The sequence below is a fragment of the Mitsuaria chitosanitabida ATCC BAA-476 = NBRC 102408 genome (assembly GCF_001598255.1).
Lineage (GTDB): Bacteria > Pseudomonadota > Gammaproteobacteria > Burkholderiales > Burkholderiaceae_C > Roseateles > Roseateles chitosanitabidus.
Genome location: NZ_BCYP01000033.1, coordinates 136,289 through 157,073, shown reverse-complemented (window position 1 = coordinate 157,073; position 20,785 = coordinate 136,289). Strand labels below are relative to the sequence as shown.

Genomic DNA, 20,785 nt, shown 5'->3' with positions numbered 1-20,785 from the left:
TGAGCGTCGGTGATGAGCCCGAGCGGGATGCTCGGGAATTGCCTTCCACAGGTCGCTCGGACGCCTGATTCAGGGGAGTCGAATGACGGTTGGCGGTAGGTCCTGGGTAGGGAAACGCGCATTCGAGTCGGGTGTTTCGGCGATGCTGATACCCAGGCGCAACGCCCTTGGATGCGCGCTTGCAAGCATGGACGCGGTCGATAGAGTCGACGGCCTTGGAGTCGTCGCGCCATGTCCTATTCCACCTTCGTCGTCGCCAATGCCGTCATCTTTCGAGCCAGAGAGAAGGGCATCTTCGTCAACCACCTGAAGATCCAGAAACTGGTGTTCTTCACGCATGCCTGGCTGCTGGCCTTGCATGGCGTCCCCGCCGTCCGGGAGCGACCCGAGGCGTGGGAGTACGGACCGGTCTTCGATGCGCTGTTTCATCGGCTCAAGAACAGAAGGAGGGACGCGATCCGAGATTGCATTCGTTTCGCGGACGTCACGACCAATGCGTTCCAGGCGTTGATGCCGTCTCGCAAGGACGAGCGCTTCTGGGACGTGCTTGAGCAGGTGCTGGATCGCTATGGTCGTCTGACCGAGCGACGTCTGTCGACCTTGGCTCATGTGCCGGGTGGACCTTGGGACCAGGCGCGAAGAAACAGGCAGGCCTTCATCCTCGATGACGTGGTTCGCGAGCACTTCAAGGGGATGCTGAAATGAGCCATCAGGATCCCGCGTCGGAGGAAGGCGAGCCCACCATCGTCCCACCCGCGTACTACTTCGACGACGACTCGCCGTCGTCGACCGAGTTGAGGAAATTCGATCTCGCCCATCTGGACTACCGGCTCAAGCGAGCCAGCGCCTACGGTGGCCTCGCAATCGCGGGCGCGCTGTACGCGATCGGCGTCATGGTCGTGCTTCGCCAGATGGGCATCTGGCCCTTCGACTGCATCCCTATCTCGGATCTCGCGGACGACGTCCTGCACATGGTGGAGTGCCCGGTGCCAGGCGCCGATACGTCGTCCTGGCATGTGTTCATCGCCATCATGATCGCGCTGTTCTCGGTGCCGACGGTGCTGGTGATCTCCATCCTGCGCGGCGTGTCCGCCAAGAAGGATGTCGCGGCCGACAACGCGTACTCGCTGGTCGGCGAGAAGCTGATGGGCGTGGTCGACAGTTTGCTTGGCCGCAAGAAGTGACCCTCTCAGGCGCATCCCGCTTGCACGAACGGATCCGCTCGCTACAGTCGTCCGCCATGAACAGCAGCCCTCCGCGAGCCGGCGCGCGTTCCGCCGGCCATGTCCTCGTCGAAGCCCTGATCGAGCAAGGCGTCGACACCGCCTTCGGCGTTCCAGGCGAGTCCTTCCTCGCCGTCCTCGACGGTTTCCACGAGCACCGCGACCGCATCCGCTTCGTCGCCTGCCGGCAGGAGGGCGGCGCGGCCTTCATGGCCGAGGCGCAGGGCAAGCTCACCGGTCGCCCGGGCATCTGCTTCGTGACCCGCGGGCCCGGCGCGACCAACGCCAGCATCGGCCTGCACACCGCCTTCCAGGACTCCACGCCCCTGGTCCTGTTCATCGGCCAGGTGGCCAGCGATCAACGCGATCGCGAGGCCTTCCAGGAGGTCGACTACCGGCAGATGTTCGGGCCCGGCACGCTGGGCATGGCCAAGTGGGTCGGCGAGATCCAGGACGCCGACCGGCTGCCCGAGTACGTCGCCCGCGCCTTCCACACGGCGCTGCAAGGACGTCCCGGCCCGGTCGTGCTGGTGCTGCCCGAGGACATGCTCACGCAACTCACCGACGCGCCCGTGCTGCCGCGGGCCAAGGCCGCGGTGGCCTGGCCGGCGCCCGCCGACCTCGTCGAGCTGCAGGCCCGGCTCGAGGCCGCGCAGCGGCCCTTCGTCATCGCCGGCGGCGGGGGCTGGACCTCCGAATCCACCGTCGCGCTGCAGGATTTCGCGCAGGCCTGGCAGCTCCCCGTCGGCTGCGCCTTCCGCTTCCAGGACCTGTTCGACAACCGCGATCCGCTCTATGCGGGCGATGTCGGCATCGGCATCAACCCGGCGCTGGCCCGCCGCGTCGCGGACGCGGACCTGATCCTGGCGATCGGCCCGCGTCTGGGCGAGATGACCACCGGCGGCTACACCTTGCTGAAGGCGCCGCGGCCGGCGCAGCAGCTGGTCCACATCCACGCGGGCGCGGAGGAACTGGGCCGCGTCTACGCCGCCGACCAGATGATCCAGGCCAGCATGAGCACGGCGGCGCTGGCGCTGCAGCAGCTGCGTCCGCCCGGCGGCGCGCAGGAGCTGCCCTGGCTCGACTGGACCCGCGAGGCCCATGCCGACTACCAGCGCAACCAGCAGGCGCAGCCCGTGGCCCCGATGGACATGACCGAGGTGATCCGCACGCTCGACCGCCTGCTGCCCGCCGAGACCATCTTCACCAACGGCGCCGGCAACTACAGCGGCTGGCTGCACCGCTTCCACCGCTACACCGCGCTGCATCAGGGCGGGCGGACGCAGCTCGCGCCCACCAGCGGCGCCATGGGCTACGGCTTCCCGGCCGCGGTGGCGGCCAGCGTGCTGCAGCAGGATCGCTGGGTGGTGAACATCGCGGGCGACGGCGACTTCCTGATGACCGGCCAGGAGATGGCCACCGCGATGGCCCATGGCGCGCGCAAGCTGATCTGCGTGGTCGTCGACAACGGCACCTACGGCACCATCCGCATGCACCAGGAACGCGAGTACCCCGGCCGCGTCAGCGGCAGCGACCTGCACAACCCCGACTTCGCCGCGATGGCGCGGGCCTTCGGCTGGCAGGCCTTCAGCGCCGAGCGCACTGCGGACGTCGAGCCCGCGTTGCGCCAGGCCATCGCCGCGCAGACCCCCACCTTGCTGCACCTGAAGCTGCCTGCTGATGTCTCCACCAGCCGCGCCACCCTCACCACCATCCGCGAGGCCGCGCGGCGACGCCTGGCCGGCGGCTGACGCCGACGGACAAGTCCCCGCGCCGCAGGACCCGCGAGGCCCGACGGACCCACCGACCGGCTGAAGGACAATGCGCCGATGTCTGCACCCGTGATCCCTTTCGCCCTGCGCGGCGACTTCATCGAACTCGACAAGCTGCTCAAGGCCACCGCGCTGACCGGCAGCGGTGGCGAGGCCCGGCACTTCATTTCCGAAGGGCAGGTCCGCGTCGACGGCCAGGTCGAGCTGCGCAAGACCGCCAAGATCCGCGCGGGTCAAGTGATCGAGTTCAACGGCCAGCGCATCGAGGTGCAGGCCCCCGCCTGATCCCTTTCCGAACCCCCGACCGCCGAGTCCTCCGGCCCAGCGCGGAGGCTCCAGGAGCCCCGCGATGACGACCCCGACCCCCGCGATCCGTTTCTCCACCTGCGACCTCTGCGATTCGCTGAAGTCCGACAGCAGCGGCGACACCCGCTGGCTGCCCGGCTCGCTGTATCGCGGCTACGGCGGGTTCCCGCGCTTCGCCGGGCCGGTGGCCACGGTGCGCTGCCTGGACGACAACTCGCTGGTGAAGGCCGCGGTCGAGAGCTTCGGCGCCGGCCGCGTGCTGGTCGTCGACGGCGGTGGATCGCTGCGGCGCTCGCTGGTCGGCGGCAATCTGGCCGTCAGCGCGGCCAAGAACGGCTGGGCCGGCCTGCTGATCCATGGCGCCGTCCGGGATCTGGAGGAACTGCGCGCCGCCTCGGTGGGCCTCTTCGCGCTGGGCCATGTGCCCATGCCGACCGAGCGTCGCGAGCAAGGCCTGGCCGATGTCCCCGTGCAGATCGAGGGCGTGTGGATCCGCCCCGGCGACTGGCTCTACGCGGACGAGGACGGCATCGTCGTCACGCCCAAGCCGGTGCATCCGGCCGTGTGATCCCGCGCGCGGTTCGCGTGGTCCGCGTGGGCGATCAGGCGTCGCGGGCGCGTTCCGCGATCCACGCGGCCAGCGCGTCCGCGGCCATCGGTCGCCCGAACAGCCAACCCTGGGCCGCCTCGCAGCCCATGCCCAGCAGGATCTCTCGCTGCCCCTCGGTCTCGACGCCCTCGGCGACCACGGTCAGCCCGAGCGAGCGTCCGATGCCGATCACGGCGCTGGACAGCGCCCGGTCGTCGGCGTCCTGCTCCAGGTCGCGCACGAAGCTCTTGTCCAGCTTGAGCTCGGTCACCGGCAGGCGCTTGAGGTAGCTCAAGCTGGAGTAGCCGGTCCCGAAGTCGTCCACCGACACGCCCACGCCCATCTCGTTGAGCTGTTGCAGCTGCTCCCGCGGCCGGCTGGTGTCGTCGAGCATCAGGCGCTCCGTCACTTCCAGGGTCAGGTCTTGCGCCGCGAGCCCGTGGCGTGCCAGGACCGCGCGCGCATGGGCGGCGACATCGTCCTGATGGAAGCGTTGCGGGGAGACGTTGACCGACAACGCCGGCACGTCCACGTCCGCCGCCCGCCAGCGCGCCAGCTGCGCGCAGCCATGTTCCAGCACCCACGCGTCCAAGGCGTTGATCAGGCCGCTTTCCTCGGCGACCGGGATGAATCGGTCCGGTGGCACCCAGCCGCGCGCGGCGTCGTGCCAGCGCAGCAGCGCCTCGACGCCGACCAGCCGGCGGTCGGCGACCCGCACCTTGGGCTGGTAGTGCAGTTGCAGCAGGTGGTTCGAGAGCGCGTGGCGCAACGCCGCCTCGATGTCCAGCCGCTCGTCCAGCGCCTGGTTCATCGCGTGCAGGAAGAAGCGCGCGCAGTCACGGCCGGCGCGCTTGGCCTCGTACATCGCGATGTCGGCGTTCTTCAGCAGCTGGTCGAGGTCGGTGCCGTCCTTGGGAAAGGCGCAGACGCCGATGCTGGCGGTCAGCTGCACGCGCGCGTGGCTGCCGTCGAGCGGGATCGGCGCCTCCAGCGCCGCGCGCAGCTTGGCGGCCACGTGCATCGCGTCCTCGGCGATGCAGCCGGGCAGCAGGACGACGAACTCGTCGCCGCCGATGCGGGCCAGGGTGTCGCTGTCGCGCAGCACGCGCAGCAGGCGCGCGGCGATGTGCTGGAGGACCTGATCACCGACCGCGTGGCCCAGCGAATCGTTGACGGTCTTGAAGCGGTCGATGTCCAGCAGCAGCAGGGACACCGGCGCCTCGGCGCGGGTCGCCAGCAGCAGGGTCTGGCGGGCGCGGTCGCCGAGCAGCGTGCGATTGGGCAGCCCGGTGACGCCGTCGAAGTAGGCCAGGCGTTCGATCTCGCGCTGATGGCGGTCGTGCATGAACGCGATCTGGCACAGCTGCGCGCAGGCCTGCACCATCTGGCGGTGAAAGGGGGCGGCGCCGCGGGGTTCGCGGTAGTAGAGGGCGAAGGTCGCGACCACCTGGTCGTGGCCGGTCAGGATGGGCGTGGACCAGCAGGCGGCCAGGCCGTGGGACAGCGCCAGCTCGCGGAAGTTGCGCCACAGCGGGTCCTGGGCGATGTCGGTGACCTCGACGGCCTCGCGCCGCCAGGCGGCGGTGCCGCAGGAACCTACCTCCGGGCCGACCTGCAGGCCCTCCAGCGCCGCGCTGTAGGAGGCGGGCAGGCTGGGCGCGGCCAGCGGATGCACGACGCCCTCGGGCGAGACCGACAGCACCGAGCAGAGCACTTCCGGTGCCAGCGCCTCGACGCCGCGGCACAGCAGGTCCATGACGGCCGTCAGCGGCCGGCCGAGGGCCACCGCCTCCAGCACGTCACGCTGCAAATGGTCGATGGACGCCTGTTCGTCCGTCCTGGTCGCGTGCTGTTCTCGCATCGCTGCTCCCTGTCAATTCGGGCAGCATGGCAGGGATGGCGCGCCGCTACAAGACCACGAACGCCGCCCTGTGGGTCGAACGCCCCGTCGCGTGACCGATTGCACCCGATGCCCGCGACATCGACGGCGACCCGTGGGCCGCGGAGGCCTCAGCGCAGGACGTCGAGCAGCCGGTCCAGGCCGCCGTCGTTGATCGCCACCATGGCTTGCTCGCGCACCTTGGGCTTGGCGTGGTACGCCACCGACAGGCCGGCGGCGCCCATCATGGGCAGGTCGTTGGCGCCGTCGCCGACGGCGATGCACTGCGCGGACGTGGCGCCGATGCGCTCGGCGCAGGCCAGCATCATCCTGCGCTTCTCCTCGCCGTCGCAGATGTCGCCCCAGTCCTGCATCACCAGGCCGCCGGTGAGCTGGCCGTCGACGATCTCCAGCTCGTTGCTGCGGACGAAGTCCATGCCGAGTTCGCTGGCGACGAAACGGGTGAAGTAGGTGAAGCCGCCGGACACCAGCACCAACTTCAGGCCCGCTGCCTTGAGCGCCGCGCAGAGTTCGCGCGCGCCGGGGTTGAAGCGCAGCCGGTCGCGCAGGACCTGGGCGAGGGCGTCCTCGCCGACACCCTTCAACAGGGCCAGCCGGCGGCGCAGGCTGTCCTTGAAGTCGGTGATCTCGCCACGCATGGCGGCCTCGGTGATCGCGGCGACCTCGGCCTTGCGGCCCGCGGCGGCGGCGATCTCGTCGATGCACTCGATGGTGATCAGCGTCGAATCCATGTCGAAGGCGGCCAGCTTGAAGCCGCCCAGCGACAGCGGCGGCGTGAAGCCTTGCAGCACGAGCGGAGTCAGGGAGACCGAGGGATCGGTCGACGAGGAGGACGGCGAGGTGGTCATGCGGGCGGCGCCTGGGGCGGAGACAGGAATGCGGACATGGAACCGCGGATACGGAACGCGGAAGGTTCCGCCAGCAATCAGGACGATGGGCCGGCGGGGACGGGCGGGAGCTTAGCGTACTCGCCGGGAGGCGATTCATTGTGCATGCGCATGCGCGTACGAGGCCATATCGGCGTGTGTCATCCAGACACCCGGCGATTGAGGGGCCCTCGCTGTCCAGGGGCGCAGCCCCGCCGCATAGTCGGCCATCGGCTCGGCCGCACCGGGAGAGCGACGCGACCGCGTGGGCTCCGGCAACAACCAGTTCTCCAGCTTCAGCCGTTCCACGCGCGACATCGACCGATCATTGCTCACCAGGGTGGCGCCGAGCGCGATCGCATGGGCGACGATGAAGGTGTCGAGCTCGGAGAGGGGGAGCCCTGCGCGCAGCAGCGCGGCCCGCTCGATGGCGTAGATCTCCGCGATCTCAAGATCGCGGTCGATGTACTCGACACGTATACGGCGCTTGAGCTCGAGGAATCGAGCCTCCTTGCGGATCGACATGCTCTTGCGGAATCCCGCTCGGGCTTCCGCGTCGACCACCACGCTGATCGCGAGGTCGCCGTCGAGCTGCGCCAAGCGTTGTTCGCAGAGCTCGCGCCGCGGCGTCCCCTCGGGCTCGACCAGCGCGCTCACGATGTTGGAGTCCAGCATGAAGAGCGGTTTAGTCGGCGCCATGACGAGCCTCCCAGTCTTGGAATCGCGCGAGACGAATCTGTTCGGCGGCGACGTTGTCGCCCCAATCGTCCACGCCCATCACCCGGAATCGGACCGGCTTGCCGTAGTTCTCGGGCAGATAGGGGCAGTCGTCGCAATCGCCTTGGGCATGGCAGGCCACGCGTCGATGGCGCCGCATTTCGATCAGGGTGAGAGAGAAATCGTCCAGGTCGGGCTCGACCTCGTTCTGCGGCAGATGGGGGCAGGCCAGGCAACGAGGCATGTTCTCCATGCCGCGATGTCGCGCCTCCCGCTCCGCCACCATCATTTCGTAGAACCCGTCGTCCTCGTCCTCGCTCATCTCCCGGACATGGGCGGGCAGGGGCACATTCCTCAGATCGACAATCACTTGGGGCATCGGCTTCTCCCGAAGTTGAGAAGCCAGCAGTCTAGGAATCGGTCATCGATCGCGCACTGACCCGAACTGGTCGACGTGCGTGACGCCTTCCAGCAGTTCGAGTCAGCGCGGGCCGTCCGCGCCCGAGCGGGGCCCTCAGTCCTGCTTCACCGGCGCGCCCAGCAGCCTCAGCACTTCGCGCACCGCATGCGCCCGATCCTTCGGATCGGTGAGCGCCTTGTCGATGCGCAGCTTCTCATTGCCCACCAGCTTGATGTTGCGGTTCTTCTGCACCAGCTCGATCACGCGCATCGGATCGATGGGCGGGTTGGGCCGGAAGTTGATGTTGATGACGCTGGGCGCCGCATCGATCTTCATCACGCCGTAGGGCTTGGCCAGCACCCGCAGCCGGTGCGTGTCGAACAGCGTCTGCCCCTGCGCCGGCAGCTTGCCGAAGCGATCGGTGATCTCCTCCAGCATCGCGTCGATCTGCTCGGCACGATCGGCCGTGGCCAGCCGCTTGTACAGCGACAGCCGCTGGTGCACGTCGCCGCAGTAGGCGTCGGGCAGCAGCGCGGGCGCGTGCAGGTTGATCTCGGTGGTGGCCGACAGCGGGCTGAGAAGATCCGGCTCGCGGCCGGCCTTGAGCGAGCGCACGGCCTCGGACAGCATCTCGTTGTAGAGCTGGAAACCGACTTCCATCATGTTGCCGCTCTGGTGCTCGCCCAGCACCTCGCCGGCGCCGCGGATCTCCAGGTCGTGCATCGCGAGATAGAAGCCCGAGCCCAGCTCCTCCATCGCCTGGATCGCGTCCAGGCGCTGCGCGGCCTGCTTGGTCAGGCCCTCGACGTCCGGGACCATCAGGTACGCATAGGCCTGATGGTGCGAGCGCCCGACCCGGCCGCGCAGCTGGTGCAGCTGCGCCAGGCCGAACTTGTCGGCGCGGCTGATCACGATGGTGTTGGCGCTGGGCACGTCGATGCCGGTCTCGATGATGGTCGAGCACAGCAGCACGTTGTGCTTGCCGCCGACGAACTCGCGCATCACGCGTTCCAGCTCGCGCTCGGGCATCTGGCCGTGCGCGACGACGATGCGCGCCTCGGGCAGCAGCTCCTCGAGCTTCATGCGCCGGTTCTCGATGGTCTCGACCTCGTTGTGCAGGAAGTAGACCTGGCCGCCGCGCTTGAGCTCGCGCAGCACCGCCTCGCGGATGGTGCCGCTGGTCTCGCTGCGCACGAAGGTCTTGATCGCCAGACGCCGCTGCGGCGCGGTGGCGATGACGCTCAGGTCGCGCAGACCTTCCAGCGCCATGCCCAGCGTGCGCGGGATGGGCGTGGCGGTCAGCGTCAGCACGTCGACCTCGGCCCGCATGGCCTTCATCGCCTCCTTGTGGCGCACGCCGAAACGGTGCTCCTCGTCGATGACCAGCAGGCCCAGGCGCTTGAACTTGACGTCGCTGGAGAGCAGCTTGTGCGTGCCGATGACGATGTCGATGGAGCCGTCGGCCAGGCCCTCCATCGCCGCCTTGATCTCCTTGGCGGAGCGGAAGCGGCTCATCTCGGCCACCTTCACCGGCCACTTGCCGAAGCGGTCGGCGATGTTCTGGTAATGCTGCTCGGCCAGCAGCGTGGTGGGCGCCAGCAGCGCGACCTGCTTGCCGCCCATCACCGCGACGAAGGCCGCGCGCAACGCCACCTCGGTCTTGCCGAAGCCCACGTCGCCGCAGACCAGCCGGTCCATGGGCTTGGGGCTGATCATGTCCTGGATCACGGCGTGGATGGCGGCGCGCTGGTCGGGCGTCTCCTCGAAGCCGAAGCTGGCGGCGAAGGCCTCGTAGTCGTGCGGCGAGTAGCGGAAGGCATGGCCCTCGCGCGCGGCGCGGCGGGCGTAGAGGTTGAGCAGTTCGGCGGCGGTGTCGCGCACCTGCTCGGCGGCCTTGCGCTTGGCCTTGTCCCACTGGCCCGAGCCCAGCTTGTGCAGCGGCGCCTCCTCGGCGCTGACGCCGGTGTAGCGGCTGATCAGGTGCAGCTGCGCGACGGGGACGTAGAGCGTGGCCTTGTCGGCGTACTCCAGGTGCAGGAACTCGCTGGGGCCGTCGCCCAGGTCGATGTTGATCAGGCCCAGATAGCGCCCGATGCCGTGATTGGTGTGCACCACCGGGTCGCCGACCTTGAGCTCGGACAGGTCCTTGATCAGCGCGTTGACGTCGCTGACCTGCTCCTGCTTGCGGCGCCGGCGAGTCGTGGGGGTGGTGGCGAAGAGCTCGGTCTCGGTGAGCAGCTGGATCTGGCGCCCATCGTCCGGCTCGTTCCAGAAGAAGCCCGCGGCCAGCGGGGCTGCGGTGATCGCGAAGCGCTCGTCCCGGTTCGCCTCGAACTCCGCCAGGTCCTTGACCGAAGGCGGATCGATCTTGTTGTCGCGCAGCAGCTCGAGCAGGCTCTCGCGCCGGCCCTCGCTCTCGGCCAGCAGCAGCACGCGGTAGGGCGTCTGCTTCAGGTGGGCGGCCAGGCGGGCGAGCGGCTCCTGCGCGCCGCGTTCGACGCTGACGTCGGGCAGCGGGCGGGCGTAGTCGACCGCGTCGGTGCCGCGCACCGACAGCACGGCATGGCGGTGCGTGGCGGTGAAGAAGTCCTCGGGGCGGAGGAAGATCTCCTCGGGCGGCAGGATGGGGCGGTCCGGGTCGTGCTGCAGGAAGCGGTGGCGCTCGCGGGTGTCGGTCCAGAAGCGCTGAAGCGCGTCGTCGACCTCCCCATGCAGGACCAGGCCGGCCTCGGCGGGCAGGTAGTCGAAGACGCTGGCGATCTCGTCGAAGAACAGCGGAAGGTAGTACTCGATGCCGGCGGTGGCCAGGCCGGTGTCGATGTCCTTGTAGATGCGCGACTTGGTCGGGTCGCCGTCCATCTTCTCGCGCCAGCGCGCGCGGAAGGCCTTGCGCGAGGCCTCGTCCATGGGGAACTCGCGGCCCGGCAGCAGACGCACTTCCGGCACCGGATACAGCGAGCGCTGCGAGTCCGGATCGAAGACGCGGATGGAGTCCACCTCGTCACCGAAAAGATCCACGCGGTAGGGCACCGGCGAGCCCATCGGGTACAGGTCGATCAGGCCGCCGCGCACCGCGTACTCGCCGGGCGAGACGACCTGGCTGACGTGCTGGTAGCCGCCCAGCGTGAGCTGCTGCTTCAGGCCGGACTCGTCCAGGCGCTGCTTCTGGCGGAAGTTGAAGGTCGTGGCGGCCAGGAACGAGGGCGGCGCCAGGCGCGTGAGCGCGGTGGTGGCGGGCAGCAGCACGACGTCCAGGTCGCGCTCGGCGACCGGCTTGCCGCCGGCCTGCTGCAGCCGCCACAGCGTGGCCAGGCGCTCGGAGATCAGGTCCTGGTGCGGGCTGAAGCTGTCGTAGGGCAGGGTTTCCCAGTCGGGGAAGACGGCCACGCGCAGCTCGGGCGCGAAGAACTTGAGCTCGTCCTCCAGGCGCTGGGTGTCACCGGGCTCGGCGGTGACGATCAGCGTGAGGCGTCCCGCCGCCACCTGCTGCCGCGCGAAGCGGGACAGCAACAGCGCGTCGGCGGAGCCGACGGGGCGGGGCAGGGTGAAGCGTTTGCCGGGAGAGATCGAGGACAGCTGCATGGCGCACAAATGAGGACAGCCCCGGGAAGGGGCCGAGGGGAATTGTAGGGAGCGGGCGGCGACAGGGCGTGACAGGAGCGCACGGCAGTCGGCAACCCCGTCGGCCAGCGCACGGGGGATCGGGGTCGCGAGCCGATCGGGGAGGCCTCAGGACGCCGGCCGGACCGGCGCGATCGGGATCGCGCGGCGGGCGTCCCGCATCGACGCGGGCGTCTCCTGGCTGCGCGCCCGCAGCTGGCCGCAGCCGCCGTCCACGTCCTGGCCGGCCGAATCCCGCAGCTTGGTCAGCACGCCGCGCTCATGCAGCCGCCGGGCGATCGCGCGCGCCTTGTCCCAGTCCGGGCGGGCGAAGGGGAGCTCGGGCACGCGGTTGTACGGGATCATGTTCAGCACGCCGTACTTGCCCTTGAGCAGCGCGACGATCCCGTCCATCTCGTCCTCGCCGTCGTTGACGCCCTCGATCAGCGTCCACTGGTACTGGATGGGATAGCCGCTGGATCGTGCGTAGCGCTCGCCGGCCTCGACGATCTCGCGCGGCGTCAGGCGCGGCGCGCGCGGCAGCAGCTCGCGCCGCAGCTCGGGCTTGCTGGTGTGCAGCGACAGCGCCAGCGCCGGTTTCACCGGCCCCTGGTCCAGGCGCTCGAACGCGCGCGGATCGCCGACCGTCGAGAACACCAGGTTCTTGTGGCCGATGTTCCCTTCGAGCCCCAGCAGCTCGATCGCCTCCATCACCGCCTCCAGGTTGTGCGAGGGCTCGCCCATGCCCATGAACACGACCTTCTTGACCGCCCGCTCGCGCCGCGCCAGCGCGACCTGCGCGACGATCTCGGCGCTGGTGACCTGGCGCAGCAGCCCGTCCTTGCCGGTCATGCAGAAGCGGCAACCCACCGCGCAGCCGACCTGGCTGGACACGCACAGCCCATCGCGCGGCAGCAGCACGCTTTCCACCGTCTGGCCGTCGGTGAGCCGCACCAGCAGACGGGCCGAGCCGTCCTCGCCGGGATGGCGCTCGACCAGCGTGGCCAGGCCGTGCAGCTCGTCCATCAGCGCGGGCAGCGCCTCGCGCACCGCCAGCGGCAGGTAGTGCTCCAGCTGGCGCCGACCCTGCGTCAGCGGCCGCGCCTGCACCCAATGCCGCAGCACGCGCCCGGCGTGGGCGTCGTTGGCGCCCAGGGCGGTCAGGCGGCGGCGGAGGTCGGCGATGGAGAACACGGTGGGACGGGCAGGGCGATCGCGGGAAGCGCGGATTTTCGCCGATCGCCCTCCCTACAATCGCGCCCCATGACTTCCTTTCCGATCGGCCTGACGCCGCGCTGCTACGCGCTGGTGCCGGCCGCCGGCGTCGGCAGCCGCTCCGGCGCCGACCGCCCCAAGCAGTACGTGCCCCTGGCCGGCCGCGCCCTGATCGCCCACACGCTGGACGCGCTCTCGCGGGTCGCGCGCGTCGAGGCGACGCTGGTCGTGCTCTCGCCCGAGGACGACCAGTTCGAATCCGCCGTCCCCGGCTTCGTCGGCGAGCGCGGCTGGATCGCGCGCGACGGCGGCGCCACGCGGGCCGACTCGGTCGCCGCCGGCCTGCGCGCGCTGCGCGAGCGCGGCGCCCAGCCGCACGACTGGGTGCTGGTCCACGACGCCGCCCGCTGCCTGCTTCGCCCCGAATGGGTCGATGCGCTGATCGACGCCTGCGACGACGACGAGGTCGGCGGGCTGCTGGCGCTGCCGGTGGCCGACACGCTCAAGGACGCGGTCGTGACCGAGGGCGAGGGCGCCCGCGTGGCCGCGACCGTGGACCGCCGCGGCAAGTGGGCCGCGCAGACGCCGCAGATGTTCCGGCTGGGGCTGCTGGCCCCGGCGCTCGCCGGTCCGCGGGACGGCATCACCGACGAGGCCAGTGCCATCGAGGCGCTGGGCCATTCGCCGAGGCTGGTGGAAGCCTCGATCGAGAATTTCAAAGTCACCTATCCGGCGGACTTCGCGCTCGCCGAACGCCTCTTGAGGAGCCGCGCATGACCATCGAATCCGACGACGACATCCAGGGCCTGAAGCTGGCCGGCGAAGCGGTGGCCACCGTGCTGCGCCGCATGCTGGACGCGATCCGGCCCGGCATGACCACCGGCGAGCTCGACGACCTGGGCGCGCGCTGGCTGGAGGAGTTCGGCGCCAAGTCCGCGCCGCGCGTCATGTACGACTTCCCCGGCGCCACCTGCATCAGCATCAACGAGCAGGCCGCCCACGGCATCCCCGGCAGCCGCGTGATCCAGAAGGGCGACGTGGTCAACGTGGACGTGTCGGCCGAGCTGGGCGGCTACTTCGCCGACACCGGCGGCACGCGCATCGTCCCGCCCACCACGCCGACCAAGACCCAGCTGGTCTTCGCCGCGCAGTACGCGCTGGAGCAGGCGATGAAGGAAGTGAAGCCCGGCGCGCGGCTGAACCGCATCGGCCATGCGATCGAGCGCGTCGCCAAGGCCCACAAGTTCAAGATCATCGAGAACCTGTGCAGCCACGGCGTCGGCCGCGCGCTGCACGAGGAGCCCAAGACCATCCCGGGCTACTACGACGCCAGCGACACCCGCATCCTGGAGGAGGGCATGGTGATCACCATCGAGCCTTTCCTCTCCACCAAGAGCCGCTGGGTGGACGAGGAGTCCGACGGCTGGACCTTGTCCGGCGTGAAGGGCAACCTGTCCGCGCAGTTCGAGCACACGATGATCGTCACCCGCGGCGGCCCGCTGGTCGTGACGCATCCGCGCGCGCAGTGAGGCCGAGGCGCCTCGCTGCCCGTTTCCCATCGATCCTGACGTCCGCGACGCGGCACCGCACATGAACTACGACTTCCGCATCGGCGAGGGCTGGGACACGCACCAGCTCGTCGAGGGCCGCCCGCTGATCCTGGGTGGCGTGACCATCCCGCACACGCACGGCCTGCTGGGCCATTCCGACGCCGACGCGCTGGCGCACGCGATCACCGACGCGCTGCTGGGCGCGGCCGCGCTGGGCGACATCGGCAAGCTCTTCCCCGACACGGCGGCCGAGTTCAAGGGCGCCGACTCGATGGTGCTGCTGGCCGAGGCCTATCGCCGCGCGCGCGGCAAGGGCTGGGTGATCGGCAACATCGACACGACCATCGTCGCGCAGGCGCCGAAGATGGCGCCGCACATCGACGCGATGCGCCGCCGGCTGTCGGAGGTGCTGGAGATCGCGCTGGACCAGGTGAACGTCAAGGCCAAGACGGCCGAGAAGATGGGTCCGGTCGGCGAAGGCAAGGCCATCGAGGCGCGGGCCGTGTGCCTGCTGGTGCGCCAGCCCGGCTGAGCGCCGGCACGGTCATCACGCCCCGCGCGCCTGGAACACCGCCTGGTCGGCGGCCAGGCTGTAGGCCTGCACGCGAGCCCGGTAGCCGAGCAGGCTGTCGATCACCCGGCGCGCGTCGGGATGCCTCGCGGCATCGGCGGCCAGTTCCTCCGCGGCCGCTCGGCGCAGGGCCGCTAGGACCTCCGCGGGCCAGGGGGTGATGTCCTGCCCGCGGGCTCGCATGGCCGCGAGCGCGACCGCGTTGCGGTCGTTCGCGCGGGCCATCGAGCGCATCGAGGCGGCTTGCGCGGCCTGCCGGACGATCTGGCGCAGGTCGTCGGGCAGGGTGGCCAGCCGGCCCGCGTCGATGAACAGGTGCAAGGCGACGTCGGGTTCGTGCCAGGGCGCCATGTAGTAGGGCGCGTGGCGCGACAGCGGCAGGGTCGCGTCGACGGCCGGCCCCACGACATCGGCGGCGTCGATGCGGCCGTCCTCGAAGGCCGGGATGATCTGCCCGAGCGGGAGATTCACCGGCGTCGCGCACACGCGTGCCAGCACGCGTCCAGGGAAGCCCGCGATGCGGATCCGCAGGCCGCGCAGGTCGGCCGCCGTGGCGATGGGTCTGTTGAACCATCCGCCCATCTGGATGCCGGTGTGCCCCGCCGTCAGCGGCACCACGCCGAGCGGGGCGAGCAGGGACTCGAACAAGGCCTGCCCCCCGCCTTCGGCCAGCCAGCCTTCCTGCTCGACGGGCGTGAGACCGAAGGGGATGGCGGTGAAGTAGTCGATGGCCGGCAGCTGCGCGGCGTAGTACTGCGCCGTCGTGTGCGCCATCTCGAACTCGCCGTCCCGCACCGCCGCCAGCAACCCGACGGGTCGGCCGTGGCGGGCGGGGTCGACCAGCTCGATCGACAGCCGTCCGCCCGATGCGTCGCGGACCAGGTGCGCGAAGTCCTGCGCGCAGTCGTTCAGCAAGGGCAGCGAGGCGGGCCAGGAGGTGGCCATGCGCCAGCGCAGCGGGGCGCTGGAGGCCGTCGGCGGCCGCGTGGACGCGCAGCCGGTCGCCACGGTGACCGCTGCCGCGCCGCCGGCGACAAGGCCGGCGCGCATCGCGCGGCGGCGGGATGGCGAGGACGGGAGGCAGGTCGTGTCAGGTGTGCTCATGGGGCCGTCCTCCGCTCAATCGGGCTTGATGTGCTTGGCCGCGGCCAGCCGGGCCCAGCGCGTGATCTCGGCGCGCAGATAGGCCTGGGCGTCGGCGGGGCCGAGGATGCGGATCTCGGTGCCCAGCTGCTCCAGCCTCGCGCGAACCTCTGGCGTGGCCAGGGTCTGGCGCATCGCGGCGGCGAGGCGCTCGACGACGGGCGGGGGCAGGCCGGCCGGCCCCATCAGCATGTACCAGGCGCCGATCTCGTAGTCCGGCACGCCGGACTCGATCAGCGTGGGGACCTCCGGCAGGCTCGCCGCCCGCTGGCGCGAGGTCACCGCGAGCGCCCGCAACTGGCCCGAGCGGATCTGCTGCAGGACCGTGGGCACGGTGTCGAAGTTGACGTCGACCTGACCGCTCAGCAGGTCGGTCAGGGCGGCGCCGCTGCCGCGATAGGGGACGTGCGTCATCGTCGTCCCGGTCGCCTGCTGGAACAGCTCCGCGGCGAAGTGCTGCTGCGTGCCGGCCCCGGAGGACGCGTAGTTGACGCCGCCCGGCTTGTCGCGGGTCCACGCGATGAAGTCCTTCAGGCTGCGCGGCGGCGCGGCGGCGCGCACGACCACCACCTGCGGCACGCTGCCGATCAGCAGGATGGGCGTGAAGGCCGTGGCCGGCGCGTAGGGCACCTGGGTGATGGCGGGGACCATCGCGTTGGAGCTGACATGGCCCAGCAGCAGCGTGTAGCCGTCCGGCCTGGCGCGCGCGGCCTGTCCCGTCGCGATCGTGCCGCTGCCGCCGGCGCGGTTCTCGATCACCACGGACTGGCCCAGCAGCTGGGACAGGCGCGGTGCGATCTGGCGCGCGATCAGGTCGGTGCCGCCGCCCGGCGCGAAACCGACCAACAGCGAGATCGGCCGCGTGGGCCAGTCCGTCGGCGCGCCGACGGCGGGGGCGGTCTGGGCCAGGGCCAGCGCCGGTGGCGCCAACGCCGCCATCAGGCCGGCCCGTGACAGCAGGCGCCCCAGGAGGCGCCGGCGGGAAGGATTCGTCATGGGGGTCTCCTCGTGATCGGCGCGCCTGGGCGCGCCGGCCGGCTCGCTCGCGGCACCGGCCAGAACGGGAACGCGGGGCAGGGGCTCAGTGGAATTCCATCAGGCTGCCGAATCCCGTCATCCGGTCCTGGATGCCCATCTTGCGCAGCGCCGACCAGTAGATGACGGGACCGGACGCGAAGACCGGCAGGCGGAGCCACTTCTCCGCGTCGTTGGCCACCTGCGCGTAGGCGAGGTTGGTGCCCAGCTGCAGGATCGCGTCCGGCCGCGCCGCGTGGCAGCGCAACGTGGCCTCGGCCAGTTCCTGGTAGGTCTGCGAGGCGACGTGGATGATGCTCTTGCACTTCAGGCCCTCCACGTGGACGACCTCGAAGCCGCGCGCGCTGAAGTAGCTCACCGCGTTCTGCTCGATCACCGGGTAGTAGGGCGTGAGCAGCGCGATGCGTCTGGCGCCGCACAGTCGGAAGGCCTGCTCGGCGGACTGGGCGCCCATGGTCACCGGCACGCCGGAGAGCTGCTCGAGATGCGCCTGCAACGCGAAGCTGCCGCGCTCGCCGCCCATGTAGCTCTGCGAGGACATGCCCAGCACCAGGTGGTCGATCAGCGCCTCCTTGAGCCGTCGCACCGAGTCGTCCAGGTGGGCGGTGACGTTGCGCATGATGATCGACCAGTCCTCGTCCTGCGCGATGCGCTGGTTGGGCACGTAGTAGCGGTCGACGGCATTGATCACGCCGGCGGGCCGCATGTCCATCATCTCGTTCTCGACGTTGACGTTGGGCCCCGGCGTCATCACGCCGATGACGCCGCGGGGCCCGAGCGCGTTCACGTAGCGCTGCGCGTCGTGGGTGGATCCCTGGACTTCCTGGATGCCGTGTTGAAGTGAATTCATTTTCGTCCTTGATCGGCGATGGTTGACGGTTTGTGGAGATTCATTGGGCCTAATGAATGCAATCAATGTAGGCCTGGCATCCAGCGAAGTCAACGAGATGAATTCACTCCCTGGGAAGCGTCGCTGTAGAAGTGGCGAAGGAACCGGGTGGAGATGAGGAATGAATTCATAATCGCCACCATGTCCAAGGATTTCGTTCACACGGGATTGGTGGCCTCGCTGCGCGAGCTGCTGGTGCAGGGGGAGTTGCCGCCCGGAAGCAAGGTGCCGGAGGCCGCGCTCTGCGAGCGCTTCGGCGTGTCGCGCACCCCGCTGCGGGAAGCGCTCAAGGTGCTCGCCGCCGAGGGCCATGTCGAGCTGCTGCCCAATCGCGGCGCGCGGGTGCGCGAGGTGTCGCTGGAGGAGGTGGAAGGGCTGTTCGCCGTCACGGGCGCCCTGGAGGCCCTGGCCGGTGAGCAGGCCTGCGAACGCATGAGCGCGCCGGCGATGGCCGCGCTGACGGCCCTGCACGAGCGGATGCGGGAGGCCTTCGAGCGCCGGGATCTGCCGACCTATTACGCGCTCAACCGGGAGATCCACGAGGCCATCGTGGCGGCCACCGGCAACCCGGTGCTGGCGGCCCAGTACGCCATGCTGAACGCGCGCATCCGGCGCATCCGCTTCGCCTCACCGATGACCGAGGAGATCTGGTGCCGGGCCATGGCCGAGCACGAAGGGATGCTCAACGCGCTGCAGCGTCGCGACGCCCAGGCGATGGCGGGCATCCTGCGCACGCACCTGAAGCACAAGAGCGAGGCGATCCTGACCGCGATGCGGGCCGAGATCGCCGCGCGCGAGGCCGCCGAGCCTCGTCGGCGCGCGCGCGGTCAGCCGGGCTGACGGCCCTCCGCTCGCGCGCTCACGTGCTCAGACGCTCGCCCGCTTGAGCCTCAGCTGCGCGACGAAGCCGCTGTCGTCGGCATTCGCGAGGCGCAGTTGCGCGCCCAGTCGCTGCACGGATTTCTCCACGATCGCCAGACCCAGGCCCGCGCCGGTCGCCGCCGTGCGCGCGCTGTCGCCGCGATAGAAGGGCGTGGTCAGCTTGGCCAGCTTGTCCGGCGGCACGCCCGGCCCCCGGTCGCGCACCGTCAGCAGCACCCAGGCGCTGTCGGCCTCGGCGGTGACCTCCACGCGCGCCGGCTCGTCCTCGAAGCGGCCGTAGCGGCGCGCGTTCTCGAACAGGTTCAGCAGGATGCGGCCGAACTCGGTCGGATCGGTCCAGATGCGCAGCGCCGCCGACAGCCGCACCGAGATCTGGATCTGCTGCGGATCGCGGAAGCCCTGGGCCTCGCGCTCCACCAGCTCGCGCAGGTTGAGCGCCTGCAGCTGCAGCTCGCTCGGGCGCGCGTAGTCCATGAACTTGTTGATGATGGCGTCGAGCTGGTCGATGTCCTGCGCGATGTAGGTCCGCGCCTGCTCGTCGTTGACGCTCATCTCGGCCTCGAGCCGCAGCCGCGCCAGCGGCGTGCGCAGGTCGTGGGAGATGCCCGCCAGCATCACGCTGCGGTCCTCTTCCATCTTGGCCAGCTCGCGCGCCATCCGGTTGAAGCCCATGTTGACCTCGCGGATCTCGCTGGTCAGGGTGCTCTCGTCCAGGCGCGAGTCGTACTCGCCCTCGCGGATGCGGCTGGCGGCGATGGACAGCTCGCGCAGCGGCTGGTTGATCAGCCGCGCGATCGCCGCCGCGCCCAGCAGCGACGCGCCCAGCGCGATCGCGATCCACCACCAGTTGCTGGAGAAGCTGGTCGACAGCGGGGCCGGATTGGTCTGCAGCCAGAACTGGTCCGGCCCGACATCGAAGCGCACCCACAGGCCGGAGACGCCGTTCAGCCCGCTGGCCAGCACCGTCTGCGGTCCCAGCCGCGACACCAGCTCCTTGCGCAGGCGCTGGGCGAAGGGGCTGTTCTCGTAGGGGAGCCAGCGGTCGGTGGCCTCGGCCACCTCGACCTGGACCGCCTCGCTGCGCGCCAGCGACTTGACCACCGCCACGCGGTTGATCGCGTCGGTGCTGGACAGCGCCACGCGGGACAGGTTCACCAGGCCGGCCAGCTGCTGGGCGGCTTCCAGCGCCTTGGGCTCGGCCTCCAGCGCCTTGAAGGTCTGCTGCCAGGCCAGCACCCCGGCGGCCAGCAGCAGGGCCAGCAGCGCGAAGGTGCGCCAGAACAGGTTGAGCGCCAGACGGGGCGGCGTCACGGGATCAGGCCGCCTCGTCGGGCACGAACACGTAGCCCACGCCCCACACGGTCTGGATGAAGCGCGGTTGCGCCGGATCCTCTTCCAGCAGCTTGCGCAGGCGCGAGACCTGCACGTCCAGGCTGCGGTCGAAGGGCTCGAACTCGCGGCCGCGGGCCAGCATGGCCAGCTTGTCGCGCGACAGCGGCTGGCGCGGGTGGCGCACCAGGGCCTTGAGCATGGAGAACTCGCCGGTGGTCAGCGGGACCGGCTCGCCGTTCTTGGCCAGGCGGCGCAGCGCCAGGTCGAACTCGAACGGGCCGAACTGGACCGTCATCGGCTCCTTGGACGGCGCGCCCGGGGCTTCCGGCGGCGGACGGCGACGCAGCACCGCGTTGATGCGGGCCAGCAGTTCGCGCGGGTTGAAGGGTTTGGCAAGGTAGTCGTCGGCGCCGACTTCCAGACCGACGATGCGGTCCACTTCCTCGACCTTGGCCGTCAGCATGATGATGGGCGTGCTGTCGCCGGCGGCGCGCAGGCGGCGGCAGATCGACAGGCCGTCCTCGCCGGGCAGCATCAGGTCCAGCACGATCAGATCGACCGTCTCGCGGGTCAGCTGCTTGTTCAGCGCCTTGCTGTCCTCGGCCAGCAGGACTTCGAAGCCTTCCTGCGCCAGGTACCGGCGCAGCAGGTCGCGGATGCGGGCGTCGTCGTCCACGACCAGGATGCGGTTGGGGCGGGTTGGGCTTTGCATGGCGAGGCCACTCCTGAATTTGTAACAGCGGGACTTTAAGGGCAGTTTTCCGCCGGTTTTGCCGGCTGCATCAGTCCTTACGG

General features: G+C 70.1%; 20 protein-coding genes. 9 read left to right on the top strand and 11 right to left on the bottom strand.

The window, feature by feature from the left end:
* Positions 1–231: 231 nt before the first annotated feature.
* The 5 genes from MCHT01_RS20075 to rraA all read left to right on the top strand — a co-directional run bounded on the left by MCHT01_RS20075 (position 232) and on the right by rraA (position 3,869).
* Positions 232–705 (top strand): Panacea domain-containing protein, encoded by a 474-nt coding sequence (locus MCHT01_RS20075; RefSeq protein ID WP_067067856.1) that lies wholly within the window; start codon positions 232–234, stop codon positions 703–705.
* A complete protein-coding gene (locus MCHT01_RS20070; RefSeq protein ID WP_067067853.1) occupies positions 702–1,184 on the top strand; it encodes a hypothetical protein in 483 nt (160 codons plus the stop codon). Before MCHT01_RS20075 ends, MCHT01_RS20070 begins: the two co-directional genes overlap by 4 nt.
* 56 nt (positions 1,185–1,240) lie before the next feature.
* A complete protein-coding gene (locus MCHT01_RS20065; RefSeq protein ID WP_067067850.1) occupies positions 1,241–2,974 on the top strand; it encodes a thiamine pyrophosphate-binding protein in 1,734 nt (577 codons plus the stop codon).
* A 78-nt stretch (positions 2,975–3,052) separates the two neighbouring features.
* Entirely contained in the window at positions 3,053–3,280 is a 228-nt protein-coding gene (locus tag MCHT01_RS20060) for an RNA-binding S4 domain-containing protein (RefSeq protein WP_067067846.1), read from the top strand.
* Positions 3,281–3,344: 64 nt separating this feature from the next.
* Positions 3,345–3,869 carry a ribonuclease E activity regulator RraA gene (gene rraA, locus MCHT01_RS20055; RefSeq protein ID WP_067067844.1) on the top strand — a complete coding sequence of 175 codons (525 nt, stop codon included), beginning with the start codon at positions 3,345–3,347 and terminating at the stop codon, positions 3,867–3,869.
* Between the two features lie 34 nt (positions 3,870–3,903).
* On the opposite strand, the gene MCHT01_RS20050 is transcribed toward rraA, so the two are convergent.
* The 6 genes from MCHT01_RS20050 to MCHT01_RS20025 all read right to left on the bottom strand — a co-directional run bounded on the left by MCHT01_RS20050 (position 3,904) and on the right by MCHT01_RS20025 (position 12,567).
* Positions 3,904–5,751: a putative bifunctional diguanylate cyclase/phosphodiesterase gene (locus MCHT01_RS20050; protein WP_245643455.1), complete on the bottom strand. Its 1,848-nt coding sequence runs from the start codon at positions 5,749–5,751 to the stop codon at positions 3,904–3,906.
* Positions 5,752–5,900: 149 nt separating this feature from the next.
* Positions 5,901–6,638, bottom strand: coding sequence for a phosphoserine phosphatase SerB (gene serB, locus MCHT01_RS20045; protein WP_067067842.1), 738 nt, complete (start codon positions 6,636–6,638; stop codon positions 5,901–5,903).
* A 135-nt stretch (positions 6,639–6,773) separates the two neighbouring features.
* Positions 6,774–7,331 carry a PIN domain-containing protein gene (locus MCHT01_RS20040; RefSeq protein ID WP_169806173.1) on the bottom strand — a complete coding sequence of 186 codons (558 nt, stop codon included), beginning with the start codon at positions 7,329–7,331 and terminating at the stop codon, positions 6,774–6,776.
* Between the two features lie 10 nt (positions 7,332–7,341).
* Positions 7,342–7,743: a hypothetical protein gene (locus MCHT01_RS20035; protein WP_148661629.1), complete on the bottom strand. Its 402-nt coding sequence runs from the start codon at positions 7,741–7,743 to the stop codon at positions 7,342–7,344.
* Between the two features lie 144 nt (positions 7,744–7,887).
* Positions 7,888–11,355, bottom strand: a complete 3,468-nt coding sequence (gene mfd, locus MCHT01_RS20030) for a transcription-repair coupling factor (protein ID WP_067068076.1) — start codon at positions 11,353–11,355, stop codon at positions 7,888–7,890.
* Between the two features lie 147 nt (positions 11,356–11,502).
* Positions 11,503–12,567 (bottom strand): RNA methyltransferase, encoded by a 1,065-nt coding sequence (locus MCHT01_RS20025; RefSeq protein ID WP_067067834.1) that lies wholly within the window; start codon positions 12,565–12,567, stop codon positions 11,503–11,505.
* Positions 12,568–12,636: 69 nt separating this feature from the next.
* Between MCHT01_RS20025 and ispD the strand changes: the two genes are divergently transcribed.
* The 3 genes from ispD (at position 12,637) to ispF (ending at position 14,670) form a co-directional block, all read left to right on the top strand.
* Entirely contained in the window at positions 12,637–13,365 is a 729-nt protein-coding gene (gene ispD / locus MCHT01_RS20020) for a 2-C-methyl-D-erythritol 4-phosphate cytidylyltransferase (RefSeq protein ID WP_067067833.1), read from the top strand.
* Positions 13,362–14,117 carry a type I methionyl aminopeptidase gene (map, locus tag MCHT01_RS20015; RefSeq protein ID WP_067067830.1) on the top strand — a complete coding sequence of 252 codons (756 nt, stop codon included), beginning with the start codon at positions 13,362–13,364 and terminating at the stop codon, positions 14,115–14,117. Before ispD ends, map begins: the two co-directional genes overlap by 4 nt.
* Before the next feature lie 61 nt (positions 14,118–14,178).
* Positions 14,179–14,670, top strand: a complete 492-nt coding sequence (ispF, locus tag MCHT01_RS20010) for a 2-C-methyl-D-erythritol 2,4-cyclodiphosphate synthase (protein ID WP_067067828.1) — start codon at positions 14,179–14,181, stop codon at positions 14,668–14,670.
* Positions 14,671–14,685: 15 nt separating this feature from the next.
* Here the strand turns inward: ispF and MCHT01_RS20005 are convergent, their stop codons facing one another.
* From MCHT01_RS20005 to MCHT01_RS19995, 3 genes are all read right to left on the bottom strand, one after another.
* Positions 14,686–15,813, bottom strand: a complete 1,128-nt coding sequence (locus MCHT01_RS20005; RefSeq protein ID WP_084453067.1) for a TRAP transporter substrate-binding protein — start codon at positions 15,811–15,813, stop codon at positions 14,686–14,688.
* Positions 15,814–15,828: 15 nt separating this feature from the next.
* Positions 15,829–16,848: a Bug family tripartite tricarboxylate transporter substrate binding protein gene (locus MCHT01_RS20000; protein WP_067067823.1), complete on the bottom strand. Its 1,020-nt coding sequence runs from the start codon at positions 16,846–16,848 to the stop codon at positions 15,829–15,831.
* An 85-nt stretch (positions 16,849–16,933) separates the two neighbouring features.
* Positions 16,934–17,737, bottom strand: a complete 804-nt coding sequence (locus MCHT01_RS19995; RefSeq protein WP_067067821.1) for a maleate cis-trans isomerase family protein — start codon at positions 17,735–17,737, stop codon at positions 16,934–16,936.
* Positions 17,738–17,917: 180 nt separating this feature from the next.
* On the opposite strand from MCHT01_RS19995, the gene MCHT01_RS19990 reads away from it, so the two are divergent.
* On the top strand, positions 17,918–18,616 hold the full coding sequence (locus MCHT01_RS19990; RefSeq protein WP_067067819.1) for a GntR family transcriptional regulator: 699 nt from the start codon (positions 17,918–17,920) through the stop codon (positions 18,614–18,616).
* 27 nt (positions 18,617–18,643) lie between these two features.
* On the opposite strand, the gene MCHT01_RS19985 is transcribed toward MCHT01_RS19990, so the two are convergent.
* Together MCHT01_RS19985 and ompR are read right to left on the bottom strand one after the other, a co-directional pair.
* A complete protein-coding gene (locus MCHT01_RS19985) occupies positions 18,644–19,969 on the bottom strand; it encodes an ATP-binding protein (protein ID WP_067067817.1) in 1,326 nt (441 codons plus the stop codon).
* Positions 19,970–19,973: 4 nt separating this feature from the next.
* The gene (gene ompR / locus MCHT01_RS19980; RefSeq protein WP_067067815.1) at positions 19,974–20,702 is read right to left on the bottom strand and encodes an osmolarity response regulator transcription factor OmpR; all 729 of its coding nucleotides are present in this window, start codon (positions 20,700–20,702) and stop codon (positions 19,974–19,976) included.
* Between the last annotated feature and the right edge of the window lie 83 nt (positions 20,703–20,785).